Here is a 21205-nt window from a genome sequence, read left to right on the forward strand (position 1 = left end):
ATTATGTCCCGGGAAATAAGGAACACCCACCGGTTCATACCGATGGGTGTCATCACTAATTCGCAACAATATTGACAAGCTTCCCAGGAACCGCAATCACTTTGCGAATGGTTTTCCCTTCAAGCTGTTCTTTTACACGTGCATCATTTTTCGCAAGCTCTTCTAACTGTTCTTTTGTTGCATCAGCAGGAACGGTTAATTTTGCTTTCACTTTCCCATTCAATTGTACGACAATTTCTACTTCATCGTCGACAAGCTTTGACTCGTCATATTGCGGCCATGCTTCATAAGAAATAGACCCTTCATGACCAAGTTTATTCCAAAGCTCTTCCGCTACATGCGGTGCAATTGGAGAAAGTAGTTTCACAAAGCCTTCTGCATATTCTTTCGGAAGTGTATCAGCCTTGTAGGCATCATTGATAAACACCATTAATTGTGAGATCCCTGTATTGAAGCGCAGGCCTTCATAATGGTCTGTTACCTTCATCACGGTTTCATGATAGCTTCGTTCTAATGCGCCTCCAGTTTGCTTCGTTACTTTATCACTGATTGTGCCATCTTCATTTGTGAATAGACGCCATACACGATCAAGGAAACGGCGAGCGCCATCAAGTCCTGTTTCAGACCAAGCGATTGATGCATCTAAAGGTCCCATGAACATTTCATAAAGTCGTAATGTATCCGCACCATGAGATTCTACGATATCATCTGGATTGACGACATTTCCTTTTGATTTACTCATTTTTTCATTATTTTCCCCAAGAATCATTCCTTGGTTGAACAATTTCATGAAAGGTTCTTTTGTCGGAACAACACCGATATCATACAAGAACTTATGCCAGAAGCGTGCATATAGAAGATGAAGTACAGCATGTTCTGCTCCGCCGATATATACATCAACAGGAAGCCATTTCTTTAGCTTCTCAGGAGATGCAAGCTCTTCTGAGTTATGCGGGTCAATATAACGTAAGAAATACCAGCAGCTGCCTGCCCATTGCGGCATTGTATTGGTTTCACGGCGTCCTTTTTTACCTGTAACAGGATCGACAACCTCAACCCAATCTTTAATATTGGCTAAAGGTGATTCACCTGTACCACTTGGCTTAATCTCAGTCGTCTTAGGCAAAATCAGTGGAAGCTCTTCCTCAGAAACAGCTGAAGAAGTTCCATCCTCCCAATGAATAATTGGAATTGGCTCACCCCAATAACGCTGGCGGCTAAATAGCCAGTCTCTTAAACGATAAGTGACTTTCTTTTCGCCTTTTTGATGTTCTTCCAGCCATGCAATGACTTTTTCAATCGCTTCTTCTTTTCCTAATCCATCGAGGAAATCAGAGTTAATGTGTTTTCCATCACCTGTGTAAGCTTCTTTTTCAATGTCTCCGCCTTCGACAACTGCCTTGATTGGCAGATCAAATGTTTTGGCAAATTCATAGTCACGCTCATCATGGGCAGGTACCGCCATAATCGCGCCTGTTCCATAAGTAGCCAGCACGTAATCTGCAATCCAGATCGGCATCTTTTCACCATTTAATGGATTGATGGCATAAGCGCCTGTGAAAATACCCGTCTTCGTTTTTGCAAGATCTGTCCGCTCTAAGTCGCTCTTAGATTGAATTTCTTTCATATATGCTTCGACTGCTTCTTTTTGAGCAGCTGTTGTGATTTTTTCAACAAGTGCATGTTCTGGTGCAAGTACCGCATAGGTTGCACCAAATAATGTATCAGGACGCGTTGTAAATACAGTAAACTGTTCATCATGTCCTTCTACTTCGAAATGAACATGTGCACCTTCTGAACGTCCGATCCAGTTACGCTGCATATCTTTAATGCTTTCAGGCCAATCAATGTCTTCTAAATCTTCTAACAGCCTGTCCGCATATGCCGTAATCTTTAGCATCCATTGCTTCATCGGACGTCTTTCAACCGGATGCCCTCCGCGTTCACTTTTTCCATCAATGACTTCTTCATTTGCAAGGACTGTGCCAAGCGCTGGGCACCAGTTCACTGGTACTTCATCGATATACGCCAATCCCTTTTCGTACAATTTCAAGAAAATCCATTGTGTCCATTTATAATAATTTGGATCAGTCGTGTTGATTTCTCGATCCCAATCATATGAGAACCCTAGTGATTGAATTTGGCGGCGGAAGTTATTGATGTTCTCTTCTGTAAAGACCGCCGGATCATTCCCTGTATCTAGTGCATACTGTTCTGCTGGAAGACCAAATGCGTCCCATCCCATTGGATGAAGAACATCATATCCCTGCATACGTTTCATGCGTGATAAAATATCCGTTGCTGTGTAGCCCTCAGGGTGCCCGACATGAAGTCCTGCTCCTGATGGGTATGGAAACATATCAAGTGCATAGAACTTTGGTTTATCTTCCGAGTCAGATGTGGCGAATGTTTTATGTGTCAGCCAATAATCCTGCCACTTCTTTTCAATTTCCCGATGCTGAAAACTCAATGTGAAAACCTCCTTTAATATGTACGGCTGTATCTGCTCAGATGACCACTGCAAGAATTCAGATTTTTCTAAAATCAACAAAAAACCCTCATCCCTGGAAAGGGACGAGAGATTTTTTGGTTCCCGCGGTACCACCCTTGTTAGCGTAACTTTCTGTTTGTACGCTCACTTAATATCTTTAACGCAGACATGCGACAGAAGCTTTAACGCAACTGCAACTCTGAGGCGAGTTCAGAAGCAGATTTGATTGACTTTCACCAGCCGTCAATTCTCTAAAGACAAATACTGCTTTCCTACTACTCCTCTTCACTGTTCTTATCGTAACCGTCATCTAAGTAGTATTTTATAGAATTATGATCATAAGTGCAAGCAGGTTTGTATACAATGGGAATGTACCCTAGATCAGGGTAAAGTAGAGGATATTATTCGTGTGGAGATCGGTTATGACGGTTGGAGTCTGCATTCTGTGAATGCTGTTCTCTTACAAAATCAAAGCTTCGCAGAACTGCTTCTCCTCCGTAACCTGAAATAATTGATAAGATGACCAAGTGCAGACTAGAATCGGGATTTGAGGATAAGACAAGCAGTGTAGCGGCAATCATCCCAACGAGCCAATCTTCAATAAACCCTAAATAAATAAACTTTTTTGTCATTCTGGGCTTCTCTAGCCTGCCTTTTTTCTTTACGTGACCGAGAATGCCCATGACCCCTCCAATGGCGCAAGCAATAATGACTTGTTGCAGCATTTTCATCACCTTCCTAAAGCCCTTAGAATAGTAAAGCGACTTCAGGCTGTCCAGCCCCCTGTAATGCCATTCTGCTGTTCCGTCATAATCCATGTAAAAGGTCTATTCTCTCTAACGAAGAAAAAAAGCTTGTTTCTTCCATTATATGTGAATGACCCAAAACAATCTTGATGCATTGGAATCATTTTTACCTAATTCATATTAACTATTTATGTCATTTTATGAATTATAAGAAATTGATTCCTTCTTTTTCTAAAGAAAAGTCTCCTTACTTACTATATTCTAATGGAGGACAAACTATGATGACAAATTTAACAAAGCCATTGCAATCGTTGAAACAGAACATATGTTATGTTACGTTAGTAAGGAATACCTTTGGTTGAAAAGACAACCATTTGATATGTCTGATAGCAGCAACAAAGGAGGGTAATATGGTCAGCTCGAACATCTTCGGCTTACAAAAACAGCTTGAACTCATAAAAAAAGCGCTAGATCATGCGCGGATCGGTGTTGTCATTACAGACCCTTCTTTAGAGGATAACCCTATCGTTTATGTGAATCATGGCTTTACACACATGACTGGATACAAACCAGATGAGATTCTTGGGCGTAATTGTCGATTCCTTCAAGGGAAAGACACAGATCAAAAGCAGCTCGATTTAATACGTCATGGAATACAGAATAAAACACCTATTACCACACAGCTAAAAAATTATAAAAAAGACGGAACTTTTTTTTGGAATGAACTCAATATAGATCCTCTATACATTGAACAAGATGATAAAACATTTTTCATTGGCTTTCAAAAGGATATTACGAAACAGAAAGAATATGAACAGCTCCTAGAAGATTCCTTACAGGAAGTCACCTCTCTTTCGACGCCAATCGTCCCAATCAAAAATGGTGTATCTGCTCTCCCACTCATTGGAAAACTATCTGAAGAACGCTTTGATGCCATTGTCGCGAAGTTAACTTGTATATTAGATGATTCAAAGGATGATTATTTAATTGTCGATCTTTCTGGTTTAATCGATGTCGATGATTCCGTTGCAGCACGCATTTTCAAGCTGCATCGTCTTCTTAATCTAACCGGAACCGAACTGATCATCACAGGGATCAAACCGCAGCTTGCAATGAAAATGAAAGACTTGGATACAGATTTTCAGGATACAATCACTTATTTGACGGTTAAGGAAGCAATCAAAGGATTACCATTAGCTGAAAACCCTGTGTAAAACAGGGTTTTTTTAGTTGAAACGCCCCCTAAAAATGGAAAAATGAGGTATGATAGGTGTAATGAAAGATGTAGGGGGGCTACTAGATGATGATGTTACTCATCATAGGTCTTTTATGTGTTTGTTTTGCCATAGGATATGCCGTCAATTTCTTATTACTCAAACACCAGAATGCGCAGATCTTTTCAAAGAAACTATTTTATCCTTTCTTGATCTTGGGTCTCATCTTTTCCATTATGTCATTACCGTTTGCTGCCACAGATGCACCGAAGGCACAAGCAGATCCATCTTCAGAACAGCTGTTAAAGGATCAAAAGCAGCTCACATCTGACATAACGCGCTTAAAAGCTGATAAAGAGGAACTTACCGCTTCTTTAGAGGACGCAACAAAGGATAAAGAAAAACTAGCGAAAAAGCTAGAAACCATCACCTCAGAAAAAGAAACAGTCAAAAAGCAAGAAAAGACCATTCAAGCGCTTGAAGAGAAAATAGACAAGCTTGCCTCAAGCATTGAAACACTTAAAAAAGAGAACAAGAAAAATAGCAGCGATACGGAGTCTTCTACCGTTCAGCGCTCCGCTCCTAAAGATGAAGGAAAAAGCACAGGCGGTCATGAATCACAGAAGGAAACAAAAAAAGAATCTGCAGCCTGTAACATTAAAGGAAGTGTCAACGGTATTTATCACACACCGAGCAGCAGATACTACTCTAGAACCAAAAATGTAACCAAAATGTTTTGCTCCGTAGAAGAAGCAGAGCGTGCAGGGTACCGGGCACCTAAGCAATAGCCATTTTTGTCACGAAAAAAAGAACCTCCTGTCAGCCCAATTGGGTGCCTTAGGAGGTTCTTTTTTTAGATTTCTCTTCTTAATGCTGCTAATACATTCGTTTTTGTTGCTTTACGTGCTGGGTTGAGCCCTGAAAGGATCGCTACCCCTGCGCTAATCACTGTTGCCGTAATCACAAGGCTGAGTGGAATGTAGGAGAAGGTGATCGAGAATTGATCACTTGACCCTCCCTCTGACATGGACGACAAAATAGCTGGAATGATTAAATTGACGGCGAAACTAATGATATATGAGATGATAATTCCGATGATTGACCCAATCACCCCAATATAAGCACTTTCCATCAGGAACATTCGCTTGATAATCGATGGATTCGCGCCAATGGCTTTCATAATACCAATCTCTTGTGTTCGCTCTGTTACTGCCATTGTCATCGTATTAAAAATACCAATTGCAGAAATAATGACCGCAATACATCCAACAAAAATAAGTCCAATTTTGAAGACTGTAAAGAACATATCCATACCTTCAAGCTGATTCGTCACAGAGATGACTTGGTAGCCCTCATCTGTCAGCTTATTCGTGAGTGCACCGACATTGTCGAATTTATCTGCATAAACAGAAGTCATTTTCTCGACATTTCCTGCTTCAGGAGATAGATCGAGTATTTGACCAAATTCCTTTTCATACGCATTCGGAATAAAAATTTTATGATCCTCTTGCCACTCCAGATTCGGCTTTTTCAACACACCTACTACACGGAAATCAAATGTTTTTTCTTTGACGACTTCATTTTCTTCATTGAGTTTTGGTACTTTGACTTGAATCACTTTATTTAAAATATCTTTCGTGTAGCCCTTAGGCTCCTTTGGCATTTCTTCACCATTTGATGTCTGATTTATTTTTTTTTCATAGGCTTGGCGTTCTTTTTTTGTCCACAGTTGTTCAGCCATATGATACCCGACCACAATTTCGTTCGCTGATGTTGGGACTTTCCCTCGGTCTAGCTCAAGCCCTGCTTCTTTTTCTTCTTTCATATCGGTTAGAGCAGCCTGCGTTTCACCTGAGCGATCATCGAGCTCGACGTTTACCGTTGGAATGAGCGCCGTTCTCGAGACGACAGATTTCACATGATCATATTTCTTTAAATCATCTACTTTGACGTCACCTTTTTCCTTGCCTAACACTTTCACTTCTGTGATGATTTGCTGTTTCATGATTTCATCTTGCGCCGATTTTTGCAGACCAAAACCAACAGATGCTAAAACGATTAAGAAAGAACATGCCATTGTCGTCGCAATAATGGTCATAAACACACGCAATCTATTTTTCTTCATGTTTCTTCTAATGAATTTGACCTGATCTCTAAATTTCAATGGATTGTTCCCCTTTCTTTAATACACCATCATGAAGCTGGAACGTGGTATCTGCGATTGAAGCGACTTCATCGTCATGTGTAATAATAACAAACGTGATTCCTTTTTCACGATTGAGCTGCTGGATAAAGGCTAAAATTTCTCCTTCGGTTTCTGAATCTAGACTGCCTGTTGGTTCATCCGCTAAAATAATAGATGGATTTAAAATCAAGGCTCTTGCAATACTCACACGCTGCTGCTGCCCGCCTGACAACTCATTCGGGTAATGCCCTGCATGATCTTCTAGACCTACTCGTTTCAGCATTTCTTCTACTTTCGCCTTTCGTTCAGACGGCTTCACACCTTTTAAAGTGAGCGGAAGTTCAACATTTTCATACGTCGTTAAGCTCCCGATCAATTGAAAGCTTTGAAAGATAAAACCAAAGTGATCTAAGCGGAAGTCCGCCCATTCTTTTTCATTAAAGCCAGTCACATCGGTCCCATCAATGACAATTTGTCCGCTCGTTGGCGTAATATATCCTGAAATTAAGTTCAATAAGGTCGATTTCCCCGAACCGCTCCGACCCACAATACAAGCAATGTCGCCTCTTTTGATGGATAGGTCAATCCCTTTCAGCACAGGAATCTCATTCTCTCTGCCTTTTTTACCAATTGTAAACACATGATCTAACGCTTGAACCTGAATCATCTCTACTCCCCTACTCTCTGTTTATCTTTTTCGATATATTAAGAAATAACTTGTTAGTGCGCCTACAGCTCCACCGATGAGCATGCCAGCGATATAACCAAATATAGAATTATCTGAAGAAAATCCAACCCAGCCAAATCCTAGAACACCGAAGACAATAACCATAATCTGAATGGGCCGGTCGATTTTTTGATAAAGAAAGAAGCGGCCATTTCGTTCAATTGGATGTTTTATAAAGCTAATTAAACCAATTACATAAAATAGAACCATCATGACAATAGGGATAATAATTTTTTCACCCGAGAACCAATGAGGATAATCAGATTGGAAAGGTTCAGTTGTAATGTAAATAATTGGAGACATAGGCGATATCAAATGAACGAAGCTCTTATCTAACCAATCCCCACTTGTCTTCAAGATAAAATCTAAATGAACAATCGGTAATCCGATCACTAAAAAGGGTAAAATAGCTGTGCTGAACCCAACAATTGCTTGTGAAATGGAACTTCCGGTTAAAGTACCAGCTGCAAAAAATAAACTATAAAACATTAAGGAGGTCACAAATGAAATGACATAACCGCTATGAAAGCCAGATGTCTCTAGTGGATTCAGTCCCAAAATAAGTAAATACGTAAGAACATACGATACGGCATGAACGATTGCAATGATTCCAGCACCTAAGAAAAACTTTGTATGATATATTGTACTTCTGTTAAACGGCAAAGATAAGGTAAAGTCCATATGCCCTTTATTTCTCTCAAATCCTAGCTGAATGACAGCAAAGAAGACCCCCATTAACCAAGAAAGGGAGAGAAACACATCTGTATTAAAGAAATAAGAAAAACGCGGTGAATCTACAATACACTCTGCATCCTTTAGACATGTTTGAAAAGACGAATATTCCATTAAGAATGCAAAGGGCGTTGCAAACACCGCAACCAGCATGACTAAAATAAATGTCAGCTCTGATTGCTTCCATTCCTTATATAATAATTGCCGCTTCACCATCTCCGTTTCCCTCCAAACTTTGCAATGAATACTTCTTCTAAATTGACAGGCAGTTCATGCCATACTTTTGGTTGCAGCGACTTTAAGTACTCTTTAGCCTCTACATCGGTTTTAAGAACAAGCGCTGTATAAAAAATGCCAGCTTGATCTAATATAGCAACACCATTTTTTCGTATACTCAAGTTCATATCTTCTTCAAAAGCCATCTGGATTTTTAGATAATCATTCTTTAATTCATCAAGATCCATGACACTTGTGAGTTGATTTCCTTCTAAAAAACCGATTCGGTTACACATACGCTCAATATCCTCTAATCGGTGCGATGTGATGAGAATCGACGTTTCACGTTCCGCTACCTCGTCGATCATGAGCTGAAGAACATCATTTCTTGTGACGGCATCAATACCATCTGTCGGTTCATCTAACAGAATCACGGCTGGCTTGATCGCAAAGCTTAAAATTAATGAGAGCTGCTTTTTTAACCCTGTCGATAGTTCACGGTATTTTACTTTTTCCGGAATTTCATAGCGGTTCACAAGCTCATTGGCATATGTCACGTCAAACTTCGGATAAATATGCTTTAACAGCTGGACAAGCTGCCCGTAATTGTATCTGTCAAAGTAGGGATTGACGACTGGCATATACACAATATTTTGCTTTACTAACGGGTGGTCTTTCACAAGCACGTCTTTAAAATAAATCTCTCCTTCATCTGGAAGAAGAATTTGCTGAATCAAGCGGAGAAGTGTTGTTTTACCAGAGCCATTCCTGCCAAGCAAACCAAAGATCTCACCTTCGCCTATTTTGAAGGAAACGTTACTGAGTACTTCACGTCCATTTAATGTCTTCGATACATTTCTAACCTCAATCAACTTTTTTTCCTCCCTCAAGACTTGAGCCGATCTCTTCTATCCATTCCTTCAGTTGTTGAATATCAATACCGGCATAATGAGCTTCTATAATGAGTTGTCTTAATTGCTCCTTCATCTCCAATACCTTCCCTTCATTCAGCTTTAACTGAGCCTCTACTGTTACATACGTACCGCGACCTCTTAGTGTTTCAATAATCCCTTCCCGCTCAAGCTCCTTATATGCTTTACTGACGGTGTTTGGATTGGCGATGATAATAGTGGCGAGCTCTCTGACAGAGGGCAGTTTGTCACCAGGCTTCATTACACCTTTTAGACATAAAATTTTGAGTTGCTCAATGATTTGTTCATATATTGGCGCAGCGCTTCGTGGATCTATTTGAATCATGACGGCTCCCTCTTTCCTCATTCATGCTTTTGCAGTCCTATTGCTTGTTCATGCCCTTGCATTAAAGGGATTGAATTAAGTATCAAATCTTTTTGAACTTCAAAACCAATGAAAACGAGAACGAAAAAAAATGTACATGCTAACACAACAGCCAGCACCATCCACTTCAAATTGATTGGTTTTTTTTCTTTTTTCATGGTTGAACACCTTTCTTCACTTTTTAAGTGTCTTTAGTGTATTAGTTGATGTAGTACACTCAATACAATATAGACACTCAAATAAAAAGTCAATAGCCTATCAAAAATAAAAAACAGACCCTTTAAAAAAGGATCTGTTTATCATTCGTTGTCGTAAGAAATACCTAAAATCATTTGATTTTGCAAGCTTTGAATTTGAACACGCGCCCTATCTAACCGCTCTCTTTGCTGGTCATTGGCGACATCTTTTAATTTTTCTAATTCGTTGACTGCATCTTCAAGCATAAGCTGCGCCTTAGAAAATTCGTCCTCATTATAATGCTCTTGGCGTAAGTTCAAATCAAATTGCTCATTTGCAAACTCAAGGGTTTCAGTACTTTTTTGGATAAATTCGTCGATCGACTGCCTTGTTGCCATCCTGCATTCCCTCCATTTCATCATTGCTCACGCCTATTTTGCCCACGTAAAGCTTTTTCACTAAAGAAAATGTTGGACAGATTTAATTGTCCTCCTTCATGATTTTTGTTAAACTTTAAGGATGCCTATTATTACGCAAGGAGGTTACTGACTTGGATCAGCATAACCCTTTTTTATATTCAAACAGCGAAAAACGCTATCACACATGGAACTATCATTTGCGAGAGCACTTTGGTCATAAAGTATTTAAAGTGGCATTAGATGGCGGCTTTGACTGCCCAAACCGTGATGGTACTGTAGCCCACGGAGGCTGTACATTTTGCAGTGCCGCAGGATCTGGTGACTTTGCAGGAAACCGGGCGGATGATCTCGTCACTCAATTTAACGAAATCAAAGACCGGATGCATACAAAATGGAAAGACGGAAAATATATGGCGTATTTTCAGGCGTATACAAACACACACGCCCCGCTTCCTGTTTTAAAGGAAAAATTTGAAACCGTGATGAATTTGGATGGTGTGGTTGGTTTATCTATTGCGACAAGACCTGACTGCCTGCCAGATGACGTGGTGGAGTATTTAGCTGAATTAAATGAGCGCACTTATCTCTGGGTAGAGCTTGGTCTTCAAACGGTTCATGAACGGACAGCGATGCTCATTAACCGTGCCCATGATTATGAATGCTACGTAGAAGGTGTAGAAAAACTGCGAAAACACGGCATTCGTGTCTGCTCGCATATCATCAACGGCTTGCCTCTTGAAAACCGGGACATGATGATGGAGACAGCAAAAGCTGTTGCTGATTTAGATGTGCAAGGAATTAAAATTCATTTGCTTCACCTTTTAAAAGGAACCCCAATGGTCAAGCAATATGAAAAAGGCAAATTGGAGTTTCTAAGCCAGGAAGAATATGTCCAGCTTGTTTGTGATCAGCTGGAGATCCTGCCGCCAGAAATGATTATTCATCGTATTACAGGCGATGGCCCGATTGAATTAATGGTCGGTCCAATGTGGAGTGTAAATAAGTGGGAAGTATTAAATGCCATTAATGCTGAGCTTGAAAGACGTAACAGCTACCAAGGCAAACGTTTCGTCAGATTGGAAGAAGCAGCAAAATGATCTTGAAACGCATGCTCCCTTTTAGTAAAGAGCTGTTAGAACGGGCTTGTCAAAAAGGCGACATCGTCATTGATGCAACGATGGGAAATGGCCACGATACACTCTATTTAGCTGATCTTGTAGGTCATGATGGACAAGTTTTCGCATTCGACGTACAAGAAGAAGCCATACAGCAGACGCGCCAAAGGCTTGGCGAGGGATATCCATATGTTCATCTGATTCACGATGGTCATGAAAAACTGGCTCAACACTTGCCAAGAGATGTATATGCACATATCTCTGGTGCGGTGTTTAACCTTGGGTACTTGCCCGGAGGCGATAAAGCCGTCACTACTCATGCCGATACAACCATTGAAGCCATTGAGCAGCTCCTCGACTGGCTTAAACCCGGAGGTCTGATCGTCCTTGTGATTTATCATGGACACCCAGAAGGGAAAAGAGAAAAAGAAGTGCTTCTCGACTATTGCAGATCACTTCCTCATGAAGAGGTACAAGTTTTATCATATCAATACATGAATATTCAAAACGACCCGCCTTTTGTGGTCGCCATTGAAAAAAAGCTAAAGCTCAAATCCTAATGGATTTGAGCTTTTTTATGAGGATTTCATCCAAGGCATTTTCTGATAGGTCCGGTAAGCTCTTCCGTTGATATAGAAAAAGAACGATGTTTTCCCGCTTGATTTGATCAGCCGTTTTGCCAGCTTATTCATCTCTTTTTGGGCTGTTACTTTTTCATCGGACAAATAGACTGCCAATAATCCTCTGTTAATTAATTTGTGAAAGTTTTCGTGCGGAATGCCTTTCAGCTGTTCATCCGCTTTTTCAATAAAATGCTGAAGTCTATCCATCATCTCATGATGAGAGGCATAGTAGGAGCAAAAGTTCAGATCTCCTCCAAGCCGGTCCTCTTCTTGGTCAATTAGATAATCAAGTAAAATGTGCAGACCTTGAATATAAGGGAAATAGCTTTCGTAAATTTGCTTCGCCTGCTTTTCTGTAAAGTCCGGCTGCAGCGCGTACGCCACAAGACAGAAAATCCCTAACGTTGATCCTGCACAAGCTGAAAATTCATACCATTCCATCTTAGGCAAATCCTTTTCATATTGGCGGAACCATGACTCTAGTCGAGGCACACGTTCATGAGGGACCACGTGTTTATGTACTTGTAAATCACTATAATAATCACACAGCGTGTGTAAATACGGCTGAATAATCGAATAATGCTCAAGGCGTGACAGCACGTCTTGACATGTGCGGACAAGCGCATGTAAATACCCATGATCCTCTTGCTCATCACGGAATTGATAATACGGCTTGAGCTCAGCATGAATATCAAGCGCATCTCTCATTGCTTGATGCAGCATATGAAAATCTTTTGGATCAAGCGACGTACTGCGGTCACATAGGTTATCTAAGTAATCACTGATGGTTTGATACGCCACAATGAATTCAATACACGTTTCTTTCGCCTCACCTGCTAGAAGAGATAAAATACCTCCGCCTTCGCAGTGAAAGGTTTTACTCGATATGCTTGCTAATGCCTGCGTTCGCAGTTCTTCATTTTCAATCATTTCTGCATGAGCTCGCCACTTTTTTAGCTCCTGATGAACAAGCGGAAAAATATCTTTATACACCTTTGTCATCAGTGCAAAAGGACGCTCTGGTACTGACAAATCAATCCACCCCTAACTTAAAAGCTCACCATCAAATATATTGATCTGTAAAGGCTCTTGCTGCCTTAAACACATCTTCTCTTTCCGGTTCATTAAAAATTTCGTGATACAGCTCTTCCCATTCACGATATGATTTATTGGTTGATTCAATGCCATTGAACCATTTGATCACCCTCGTTTTATCGACGATTTTATCATCGCCCGCCTGCATTAAAAGGAGCGGAATCGATTTAAAGACATTCGTAGGCTGCATGGCTGCATCAATATTTTTGATCAGCTCTCGGTACCAGCGAACCGACACCTTTGTTACGTAAAGGGAATCATTTGAGTCTGCCTCAATCACAGCCTGATTTCGTGTGGCTAGTTCAATCGACAGCCCTGACTCGACTTTAAAGGACGGTGCGAGCACATTTAGACCTTTTGATGCAAAATCCATTAGCTTCTTCGGTTTAAATTGCAGACCTAAACAAGGTGATGATAAAATAAGGCCATCAATCTTCGTATGGGTATACTGCTTGACCCACTCAATTGAAATGAGTCCGCCCATACTGTGTCCAAGTAAAAAAGTAGGAAGTCTGAATGATTTCGCATGTTCGATCCATTCATCTACTGTATCAATGTATTCTTGAAACGAACGAATGTGGCCGCGCGCACGTGTCGATGTCCCTTGCCCAGGGAGGTCACCCATGACGACGTGATAGCCGGCATTTCGCCACATTTCGATCACCCATTTATATCGGCCGTGATATTCACTCGCACCATGTACAATCACAATTGTACCAACTGGTCTTTCAGCATGCCAAGTCCACAAAGTAAACACCTCACAAATGTTGTATTAAGAAAGGAAGTCGAAAAAGTGATTTATCCATATCATCAGTTTACACCTGAGATTCATGAATCGGTCTTTGTTGCAGATAACGCCACCATTACTGGAGATGTCACGATTGGAGAATATTCGAGCGTGTGGTTCCAAACCGTCATCAGAGGCGATGTCGCTCCTGTGAGAATTGGAAAAAACGTCAATATTCAAGATTTATCCTGTCTGCATCAAAGTCCTGGAAAAACACTTCTTATAGAAGATGGTGCTACCATTGGACACCAAGTCACATTACATAGCTCAATCATTCGAAAAAATGCCCTCATTGGTATGGGGTCTATCATTCTCGATGGTGCAGAAATTGGCGAAGGTGCCTTTATCGGTGCAGGTAGTCTTGTCCCTCAAGGAAAGGTCATTCCAAAAGGATCACTCGCTTTCGGCCGTCCAGCCAAGGTCGTCCGGCAGTTAACAGATGAAGATATCCAAGACATGGACAGAATCCGTAGAGAATATGTAGAAAAAGGACAATACTATCGTTCCCTTATATCCCGTTAACATCATACGCGTATCTTCACTTTATCATGTTTTTTTCAGGATATTAAGCAATAACTATGAACCGCTTGTTATTTTACCCTTTTCCGCCGCTTTCTATCATAACAAAAAAGGTTTTCAGCTTTGTGCTGAAAACCTCAGATTGTTGACAAAGGGCTAAAATGACTTTTATTTTAGCCCTTTGTCTTCTTTTCTGCGTGATAGAAAACCTTTGCAGTCTAGAAAGGACGAGTACTGGCGCGGAGCGAATTTGACATTCGTGAGCACCAGCACGCAGGACTGACACCGAATGCGAGGGTTTGTCTACACGCTGAGGTTTTCAGCTTTGTGCTGAAAACCTTTTTTCATTAACTAAAGATAACTTCTTTCGGTTGATGATTCAACTGCTCTGGATCAATGCTGCGCTCCACATAAATGCTGTGCCAAATCATAAAGATAAGGACGGTCCAAATCTTACGGCTATGATCTGCTTTACCAGCACAATGCTCATTTAATAAATCAAGCACATACTCTTTGTTAATGTATTCATCTGTTTGACTGTTTTTGATGATGTCTTTTGCCCAAGCATTCATCTCATTTTTCAACCAATGACGAATTGGCACAGGGAAACCAAGCTTTTTACGGTTTAACACATGGTCAGGCACAATGCCTTCTGCTGCTTTACGCAATAAATATTTCGTTGTGCCATCTTTTGTTTTCAGCTCTTCTGGAATTTTAGAAGCCGCTTCAAAAACGACCTTATCAAGGAATGGAACACGAAGCTCAAGAGAATTCGCCATCGTCATCTTGTCTGCTTTCAATAAGATGTCTCCGCGCATCCACGTATGGATATCAACATATTGCATTTTGTTAATATCACTGTAGCCTGCGCTTTCCTCAAAGTATGTCTTCGTTACGTCACGATACGTGATGCTTGGATCATAATGCTTTAAGAGGTTTTTCTTCACTGGCTCTTCAAAGATTTTCGCATTACCGATATAACGTTCCTCTAATGGCGTACAGCCGCGAACGATAAAGCTCTTCCCTTTCATTCCTTCTGGCATTAAACGAGCCAGACGAAGAAGAAGCTTTTTCAGCATAGATGGTACAGATTCAAATGGTTTAAGAGAAATAGGCTCACGGTAAATATTATATCCACCGAACAGCTCGTCCGCTCCTTCACCTGAAAGAACAACCGTCACTTGTTTCTTCGCTTCTTTTGCCACGAAATACAATGGAATCGCCGCCGGATCAGCTAAAGGATCGTCTAAATGCCAGACAATCTTCGGAAGCTCGTTCATATATTCCTCTGGAGAAATGACGGCGCTGAAGTTTTGTAAGCCTAGCTTATCAGCTGTTTCCTTCGCGACATCGACTTCACTAAAGCCATCTTGCTGGAAGCCAACAGAGAATGTCTTCAGTTCAGGGTGTAATTCCTTTGCGACAGACACGATGAAGGAAGAATCAATACCACCTGAGAGGAATGAACCAACAGGTACATCACTTCTCATGTGAACTTTCACAGAATCATAGATCGCATCACGTACTTCTTCGATTAACTTCTGTTCTTGTGTTTGCTCAGGCTTGAATTGAACTTTCCAGTATGTCTTAAATTCGATCTCCTGTCCTGGGCGTAAAATAAACTGATGACCAGGCTCAACTTTATGCACCTTTTGATCAAGCGTATTTGGCTCAGGAACGAATTGGAACGACATGTACTGCTGCAATGAAGTCTCATCAAATAAAATGTTCTCGTTCACAGCCATCAAGCTTTTGCGCTCAGACGCAAAATACACTTGCTCATCCATTTGTGTAAAATAAAGCGGTTTGATACCAAAAGGATCTCTTGCGCCATATAATTGCTGCGCTTCTTTATCCCAAATTAAAAATGCAAACATGCCGCGAAGCTTAGAAGCCGCTTCTTCTTTATAATGACGGTATGTGGCAAGCAGTACTTCCGTATCAGAATCTGTGCTGAACGTATAGCCCTTTTTCACAAGCTCTTCCTTCAGCTCCACATAGTTATAAATTTCCCCGTTAAAAATAATCCAATACTTTTCATCTTCATAAGAAAGCGGCTGCTTTCCGTGCTCAACATCTATAATACTTAAACGTCTAAATCCAAATCCTACATGCTCATCATGAAAGTAACCCTCATCATCCGGACCACGGTGAACGATGAGACGATTCATTTGTTTAATTAACTCTTCCTGCTCAGTAGTTTCGGACAATGGACGGTGATTAAACACACCAACAAACCCACACATATTATTGCCTCCACGTTATGTTATTTCTTAAAAGTAGACCTATAATTAGACAGTTATTTGTCCGATTTTGTTTCACATTTTTTCGCTTATTGTAGAATTTTTTTTAATCAAAAGGAAAACCGCTTAAAATAAGCGGTTTTATATGTTGTTATTGTCCTAATGCTTCCTTGCGAAGTGTATCGGCTTTATCCGTTTTTTCCCACGGAAGATCTAAATCATGACGGCCGAAATGTCCGTATGCAGCTGTTTGTTTGTAGATCGGACGACGCAGGTCAAGCATTTTAATAATGCCAGCTGGACGAAGATCGAAGTTCGCACGAACCACTTCAATTAATTTTTCTTCAGAAGCTTTTCCTGTTCCGAAAGTATCAATTGAAATCGATACAGGCTGTGCAACACCAATTGCATAAGCAAGTTGTACTTCACAAGAATCTGCAAGGCCGGCAGCTACAATGTTTTTCGCTACGTAACGAGCAGCGTATGCCGCTGAACGGTCAACCTTTGTTGCGTCCTTCCCAGAGAAAGCACCGCCGCCATGACGAGCGTATCCGCCATACGTATCAACGATGATTTTACGTCCAGTTAAACCAGCATCCCCTTGAGGTCCACCGATCACGAAACGGCCAGTTGGGTTAATAAAGTATTTTGTCTGTTCATCAATCAGTTCACTTGGAACGACAGGGCTGATGACATGCTCTTTTAAGTCGCTTTGAATTTGTTCAAGCGTCACTTCTGGTGCATGCTGCGTAGAAATAACCACTGTATCAATACGAACAGGTTTATTTTGATCATCATATTCTACTGTTACTTGTGTTTTTCCATCTGGACGTAGATAAGAAAGTGTTTGATCCTTGCGAACTTCAGTTAAACGGAGAGATAATTTATGCGCTAGTGAAATCGGCAGCGGCATAAGTTCTTCGGTTTCGTTGTTGGCAAAACCAAACATCAATCCTTGGTCACCTGCACCGATCGCATCAAGTTCTTCTTCAGTCATTGTGCCTTCACGTGCTTCAAGCGCTTTGTCTACACCTTGCGCAATATCAGCAGACTGTTCATCAATAGATGTGAGCACTGCACATGTTTCCGCATCAAAACCATATTTCGCACGCGTGTAGCCAATTTCCTTAATCGTGTCACGCACCGTCTTTGGAATATCGACATAAGTAGACGTTGTAATTTCTCCGCTTACTAATACGAGACCCGTTGTAACAGAAGTTTCACAGGCAACACGTGCATTTGGATCTTTCTTTAAAATTTCATCCAAAATGCTGTCTGAAATTTGATCACAGATTTTATCCGGATGTCCTTCTGTCACTGATTCTGAAGTAAATAAACGACGATTTTGACTCATAATGGCTATTTCCTCCTGTACAAGACCACATCATCCCAAGATGAGGCCTCCAATATGATACGGAACTCGTTCCCTCTTATATTTGAAAACGTTTCTATTAGAGATGTTATTGGCAATTTGTTCATATGATGTCCCAAAAATAAAAAAACCATTTCCTTCATTGCGAGGAAAGGGTCTGGGATCGCATGCCTTTCACTCTTATCGCTCAAGGTGTTCTTGTACCTTGCATCAGGTTAGCACCTTGGTTTCTCAGCATATTCATGCCTTTTCATAAGAAACCGGTTGCTGGGCTTCATCGGGCCTGTCCCTCCACCAACTCGGGATAAGAGTATCCGTTCAATAAGATATCTTATCTTAAACACTTGCGTCATGTCAATGCTTCATCAGAATTATCTTCCCTTTTTTTCACCACAATATGAGCATCACCAAAAAGCATATTTTCATAGCAGAAATGAAAAAACACACACAAAAATATTTAAATAGTATAGACTATTGTTATGAATGTGTTATACTAATCGAAACAAAACAAATTCAACGGTAAAGGAAGGGTTTTTTTATGAACTCAGTGGATTTAAAAGAAGATTTGCAGTCATTGCTCTCATTAGAAAATACGCACCAAAATTTATCTGTTCCGAAACTTGTTGAAAAGATTTTGGCACGTGATGAAGGCGTTTTAACATCAACAGGAGCTGTCCGTGCTACAACGGGTGCCTACACAGGACGTTCGCCTAAAGATAAATTTATCGTGAAAGAAGAAAGCTCTGAACATAAAATTGATTGGGGTCAAGTCAACCAGCCGATTTCTAAAGAAGCATTTGACCGTTTATATACAAAGGTTGTGTCATACTTAAAAGAACGTGATGAACTATTCGTCTTTGAAGGATTTGCCGGCGCAGATGAAAGATACCGTATGCCAATTACAGTGGTAAACGAATTTGCATGGCACAATCTCTTTGCAAAGCAACTATTCATCAGACCTGACGGATCAACACCTTCTTCAAACGAAAAACCATTCACCATCTTATCTGCACCGCATTTTAAAGCAGATCCTGAAACAGATGGCACAAACTCTGAAACGTTTATTATCGTTTCTTTTGAAAAACGCACCATTCTGATCGGTGGAACAGAGTATGCAGGAGAGATGAAAAAGTCCATCTTCTCTGTCATGAACTACCTGCTTCCTGAGCAAGATATTTTATCCATGCACTGCTCAGCAAACGTCGGTCAAGAAGGCGATGTCGCACTATTCTTCGGCCTTTCAGGTACTGGGAAAACGACGCTTTCTGCAAGTGCAAGCCGCAAGCTGATCGGTGACGATGAACACGGCTGGTCTGGCTCAGGAGTCTTCAATATTGAGGGCGGATGCTATGCGAAATGTGTGAACTTAAGCGAAGAAAAAGAGCCGCAAATCTACAAAGCCATCAGCTTTGGATCAGTTCTTGAAAATGTTGTGCTTGATGAAGAAACACGTGAAGCAGATTATGATGATACGTTCTTCACTGAAAACACACGAGCTGCTTACCCAATCGAAATGATTGATAACATCGTGAAGCCAAGTATCGCAGGACACCCATCTGCCATTGTCTTCTTAACAGCTGATGCATTTGGCGTTTTACCTCCAATCAGCCGTTTAACAAAAGAACAGGCGATGTACCATTTCTTGAGCGGTTACACAAGTAAATTAGCAGGAACTGAGCGCGGTGTCACATCACCAGAAACGACATTCTCTACTTGCTTTGGTTCACCATTCTTGCCGCTTCCAGCTCACGTCTATGCTGAAATGCTTGGCAAGAAAATTGATGAGCACGGCGCAAAAGTATTCCTTGTGAATACAGGCTGGACTGGCGGAGGTTATGGTACAGGCAAACGTATGAACCTAGCGCATACAAGAGCAATGGTGCAAGCAGCGATCGAAGGCGACCTCGACAACGCCGAAATGATCACTGATGACATCTTTGGATTACACATCCCGCTTCATATTCCTGGCGTACCAGATGAAGTGCTTCAACCATCTAAAACATGGGATGACCAAGAGGCTTATCAAGAAAAAGCACACTTCCTTGCCAATGAATTTAAAAAGAACTTCCAAAAATTCAGCCATGCAGCAAGTGACATTGAAGCCAAAGGCGGACCACTCGTATAATCAAATGACAAAAGCTGAGGGGAATCATTCCCTCAGCTTTTTTTGTTAGTTCGTTGAATGTAATGATACGAGACGGTAAGTCACCTTTGTCACATTGTCTGTAAGCTCTAGCTTTTCAACGAGTGCTGTCCCTGTTTTTTCTCCGTCTTTCGTTTTACGCACCTCAAGCGGAATATTTAATGGATAAATGCGGTACCCTTCCTTCATGAGTTCAAATACATTCTCTTCAATTCTTGTCTCTTTTCCCTTCGTGACAATCATTGTATTAAATTCAACAGGCATTCCCATATTGAAAATCCCCCTACTTTCTAAATTTCGTTATACTGCTTATTTTACCACATTTCCGCTTTTCCGGCTGTGCATCCACGTCGTCAGCCTTCTGACAATTTCCCGATTATGCTGCGGCGGAAAATAATGGTTGTATCCATGGAAATACCAAGTCTCCACTGACTTTCCGTGCTGACGCAGCGCATTTTCTAATAAATACGCATGCTCAATGGATACATTCTGATCCTCTTCTCCGTGGATGATGAGAACAGGCGCTTCAATTTTATCCACATCATTTAAAGGCGTTCTATCCTCATAGGCCTCTGGCACCTTGTGCGGGGGACCGCCAATCACACGTTTCATCATCCTTCTCATATCCACACGCTCTTCATAGGTGAGCTTCATATCACTGACGCCTCCCCATGTCACAAAGGAAGCGGCCTCCTGTTTCATTTCAACAGCGGTCCAAATGCCCATAATGCCTCCGCGCGAAAAACCAAAGATATGAATACGATCCTGCTTCACCTTTTTATGATGCTTTAACAATTGAAAGGCAGCAAAAGCATCTTTCCGGTCCTCTCCGGCAAAGTCTTCGTTTCCTTCGCCTCCCTGATTTCCTCTGTAAAAGGGCGCAAATACAACAAATCCCTGCGCGGCAAATTGCACAATCCGGCCTGGTCTGACCATCCCCACATTTTTTATGCCGCCTCTTAAATACAAAAAGCCATCATAGAGATCTTCTCCGGCTGGTTCAGCGAGCAACCCTTTGATCCGAAGTCCATCTGCCTCATAGGTCACTGTAAATAAGTGAATATGCGGATGGGGGGACGGAAACCTTCTTTTTTCCACAATCACT

Annotated in this window: 21 protein-coding genes, 1 riboswitch and 1 other annotated feature; of the genes, 6 read left to right on the top strand and 15 right to left on the bottom strand. The window is 41.1% G+C overall.

Annotated features, from left to right (window positions below; all coding sequences use genetic code 11):
- Positions 1-55: 55 nt before the first annotated feature.
- Both leuS and MKY18_RS13630 read right to left on the bottom strand, forming a co-directional pair.
- Entirely contained in the window at positions 56-2470 is a 2415-nt protein-coding gene (gene leuS, locus MKY18_RS13625; protein ID WP_185107179.1) for a leucine--tRNA ligase, read from the bottom strand.
- 97 nt (positions 2471-2567) lie between these two features.
- Positions 2568-2789 (bottom strand) — a binding site (T-box leader).
- A gap of 103 nt (positions 2790-2892) precedes the next feature.
- Entirely contained in the window at positions 2893-3222 is a 330-nt protein-coding gene (locus tag MKY18_RS13630; RefSeq protein ID WP_223250657.1) for a DUF4257 domain-containing protein, read from the bottom strand.
- A 425-nt stretch (positions 3223-3647) separates the two neighbouring features.
- Between MKY18_RS13630 and MKY18_RS13635 the strand changes: the two genes are divergently transcribed.
- Together MKY18_RS13635 and MKY18_RS13640 are read left to right on the top strand one after the other, a co-directional pair.
- Complete coding sequence (locus tag MKY18_RS13635) at positions 3648-4451, top strand: STAS domain-containing protein (RefSeq protein WP_003217570.1); 804 nt, start codon at positions 3648-3650, stop codon at positions 4449-4451.
- Positions 4452-4537: 86 nt separating this feature from the next.
- Positions 4538-5239 (top strand): hypothetical protein, encoded by a 702-nt coding sequence (locus MKY18_RS13640; RefSeq protein WP_065098646.1) that lies wholly within the window; start codon positions 4538-4540, stop codon positions 5237-5239.
- Positions 5240-5304: 65 nt separating this feature from the next.
- Here MKY18_RS13640 and MKY18_RS13645 read toward each other — a convergent pair whose 3' ends face one another.
- The 7 genes from MKY18_RS13645 to MKY18_RS13675 all read right to left on the bottom strand — a co-directional run bounded on the left by MKY18_RS13645 (position 5305) and on the right by MKY18_RS13675 (position 10182).
- Complete coding sequence (locus MKY18_RS13645) at positions 5305-6615, bottom strand: ABC transporter permease (protein WP_268453143.1); 1311 nt, start codon at positions 6613-6615, stop codon at positions 5305-5307.
- Positions 6605-7303 carry an ABC transporter ATP-binding protein gene (locus tag MKY18_RS13650; RefSeq protein WP_065098648.1) on the bottom strand — a complete coding sequence of 233 codons (699 nt, stop codon included), beginning with the start codon at positions 7301-7303 and terminating at the stop codon, positions 6605-6607. Before MKY18_RS13650 ends, MKY18_RS13645 begins: the two co-directional genes overlap by 11 nt.
- A gap of 21 nt (positions 7304-7324) precedes the next feature.
- A complete protein-coding gene (locus tag MKY18_RS13655; protein ID WP_217013054.1) occupies positions 7325-8311 on the bottom strand; it encodes an ABC transporter permease subunit in 987 nt (328 codons plus the stop codon).
- On the bottom strand, positions 8305-9183 hold the full coding sequence (locus tag MKY18_RS13660; RefSeq protein WP_044142161.1) for an ABC transporter ATP-binding protein: 879 nt from the start codon (positions 9181-9183) through the stop codon (positions 8305-8307). Before MKY18_RS13660 ends, MKY18_RS13655 begins: the two co-directional genes overlap by 7 nt.
- Entirely contained in the window at positions 9176-9568 is a 393-nt protein-coding gene (locus MKY18_RS13665) for a GntR family transcriptional regulator (protein WP_065098650.1), read from the bottom strand. Before MKY18_RS13665 ends, MKY18_RS13660 begins: the two co-directional genes overlap by 8 nt.
- 17 nt (positions 9569-9585) lie before the next feature.
- Positions 9586-9765, bottom strand: a complete 180-nt coding sequence (locus tag MKY18_RS13670; protein WP_003217546.1) for a hypothetical protein — start codon at positions 9763-9765, stop codon at positions 9586-9588.
- A gap of 141 nt (positions 9766-9906) precedes the next feature.
- Positions 9907-10182, bottom strand: a complete 276-nt coding sequence (locus MKY18_RS13675; protein ID WP_034665376.1) for a YtzC family protein — start codon at positions 10180-10182, stop codon at positions 9907-9909.
- A gap of 152 nt (positions 10183-10334) precedes the next feature.
- Between MKY18_RS13675 and MKY18_RS13680 the strand changes: the two genes are divergently transcribed.
- Together MKY18_RS13680 and MKY18_RS13685 are read left to right on the top strand one after the other, a co-directional pair.
- Positions 10335-11300: a TIGR01212 family radical SAM protein gene (locus tag MKY18_RS13680; RefSeq protein WP_012010971.1), complete on the top strand. Its 966-nt coding sequence runs from the start codon at positions 10335-10337 to the stop codon at positions 11298-11300.
- Positions 11297-11878: a class I SAM-dependent methyltransferase gene (locus MKY18_RS13685; protein WP_065098651.1), complete on the top strand. Its 582-nt coding sequence runs from the start codon at positions 11297-11299 to the stop codon at positions 11876-11878. Before MKY18_RS13680 ends, MKY18_RS13685 begins: the two co-directional genes overlap by 4 nt.
- 15 nt (positions 11879-11893) lie before the next feature.
- Here MKY18_RS13685 and MKY18_RS13690 read toward each other — a convergent pair whose 3' ends face one another.
- Together MKY18_RS13690 and MKY18_RS13695 are read right to left on the bottom strand one after the other, a co-directional pair.
- Positions 11894-12973 (bottom strand): tetraprenyl-beta-curcumene synthase family protein, encoded by a 1080-nt coding sequence (locus MKY18_RS13690; protein ID WP_065098652.1) that lies wholly within the window; start codon positions 12971-12973, stop codon positions 11894-11896.
- Positions 12974-13004: 31 nt separating this feature from the next.
- Complete coding sequence (locus MKY18_RS13695; protein ID WP_065098653.1) at positions 13005-13784, bottom strand: alpha/beta hydrolase; 780 nt, start codon at positions 13782-13784, stop codon at positions 13005-13007.
- 45 nt (positions 13785-13829) lie between these two features.
- On the opposite strand from MKY18_RS13695, the gene MKY18_RS13700 reads away from it, so the two are divergent.
- Complete coding sequence (locus MKY18_RS13700; protein WP_012010975.1) at positions 13830-14345, top strand: gamma carbonic anhydrase family protein; 516 nt, start codon at positions 13830-13832, stop codon at positions 14343-14345.
- A 344-nt stretch (positions 14346-14689) separates the two neighbouring features.
- Here the strand turns inward: MKY18_RS13700 and asnB are convergent, their stop codons facing one another.
- Both asnB and metK read right to left on the bottom strand, forming a co-directional pair.
- Positions 14690-16588 (bottom strand): asparagine synthase (glutamine-hydrolyzing), encoded by a 1899-nt coding sequence (gene asnB / locus MKY18_RS13705; protein WP_044142155.1) that lies wholly within the window; start codon positions 16586-16588, stop codon positions 14690-14692.
- A 148-nt stretch (positions 16589-16736) separates the two neighbouring features.
- The gene (gene metK, locus MKY18_RS13710; protein WP_106066859.1) at positions 16737-17939 is read right to left on the bottom strand and encodes a methionine adenosyltransferase; all 1203 of its coding nucleotides are present in this window, start codon (positions 17937-17939) and stop codon (positions 16737-16739) included.
- Between the two features lie 195 nt (positions 17940-18134).
- Positions 18135-18268: riboswitch (SAM riboswitch) on the bottom strand.
- A 227-nt stretch (positions 18269-18495) separates the two neighbouring features.
- Here metK and pckA point away from each other — a divergent pair.
- Positions 18496-20082, top strand: a complete 1587-nt coding sequence (gene pckA / locus MKY18_RS13715) for a phosphoenolpyruvate carboxykinase (ATP) (protein WP_012010978.1) — start codon at positions 18496-18498, stop codon at positions 20080-20082.
- 45 nt (positions 20083-20127) lie between these two features.
- Here pckA and MKY18_RS13720 read toward each other — a convergent pair whose 3' ends face one another.
- Both MKY18_RS13720 and MKY18_RS13725 read right to left on the bottom strand, forming a co-directional pair.
- A complete protein-coding gene (locus tag MKY18_RS13720; protein ID WP_044142154.1) occupies positions 20128-20370 on the bottom strand; it encodes a DUF2584 domain-containing protein in 243 nt (80 codons plus the stop codon).
- Positions 20371-20409: 39 nt separating this feature from the next.
- Positions 20410-21204 (bottom strand): prolyl oligopeptidase family serine peptidase, encoded by a 795-nt coding sequence (locus tag MKY18_RS13725; RefSeq protein ID WP_065098654.1) that lies wholly within the window; start codon positions 21202-21204, stop codon positions 20410-20412.
- Position 21205: the final 1 nt, after the last annotated feature.

It is taken from the genome of Bacillus sp. FSL R7-0672 (genome assembly GCF_038601465.1).
GTDB classification, from domain to species: domain Bacteria; phylum Bacillota; class Bacilli; order Bacillales; family Bacillaceae; genus Bacillus; species Bacillus pumilus.

Coding starts and splice junctions, on each gene's coding strand:
- MKY18_RS13630 (WP_223250657.1), bottom strand. CDS start 3,222: ATGAAAATGCTGCAACAAGTCATTATTGCTTGCGCCATTGGAGGGGTC.
- MKY18_RS13635 (WP_003217570.1), top strand. CDS start 3,648: ATGGTCAGCTCGAACATCTTCGGCTTACAAAAACAGCTTGAACTCATA.
- MKY18_RS13640 (WP_065098646.1), top strand. CDS start 4,538: ATGATGATGTTACTCATCATAGGTCTTTTATGTGTTTGTTTTGCCATA.
- MKY18_RS13650 (WP_065098648.1), bottom strand. CDS start 7,303: ATGATTCAGGTTCAAGCGTTAGATCATGTGTTTACAATTGGTAAAAAA.
- MKY18_RS13655 (WP_217013054.1), bottom strand. CDS start 8,311: ATGGTGAAGCGGCAATTATTATATAAGGAATGGAAGCAATCAGAGCTG.
- MKY18_RS13665 (WP_065098650.1), bottom strand. CDS start 9,568: ATGATTCAAATAGATCCACGAAGCGCTGCGCCAATATATGAACAAATC.
- MKY18_RS13670 (WP_003217546.1), bottom strand. CDS start 9,765: ATGAAAAAAGAAAAAAAACCAATCAATTTGAAGTGGATGGTGCTGGCT.
- MKY18_RS13675 (WP_034665376.1), bottom strand. CDS start 10,182: ATGGCAACAAGGCAGTCGATCGACGAATTTATCCAAAAAAGTACTGAA.
- MKY18_RS13685 (WP_065098651.1), top strand. CDS start 11,297: ATGATCTTGAAACGCATGCTCCCTTTTAGTAAAGAGCTGTTAGAACGG.
- asnB (WP_044142155.1), bottom strand. CDS start 16,588: ATGTGTGGGTTTGTTGGTGTGTTTAATCACCGTCCATTGTCCGAAACT.
- metK (WP_106066859.1), bottom strand. CDS start 17,939: ATGAGTCAAAATCGTCGTTTATTTACTTCAGAATCAGTGACAGAAGGA.
- pckA (WP_012010978.1), top strand. CDS start 18,496: ATGAACTCAGTGGATTTAAAAGAAGATTTGCAGTCATTGCTCTCATTA.
- MKY18_RS13720 (WP_044142154.1), bottom strand. CDS start 20,370: ATGGGAATGCCTGTTGAATTTAATACAATGATTGTCACGAAGGGAAAA.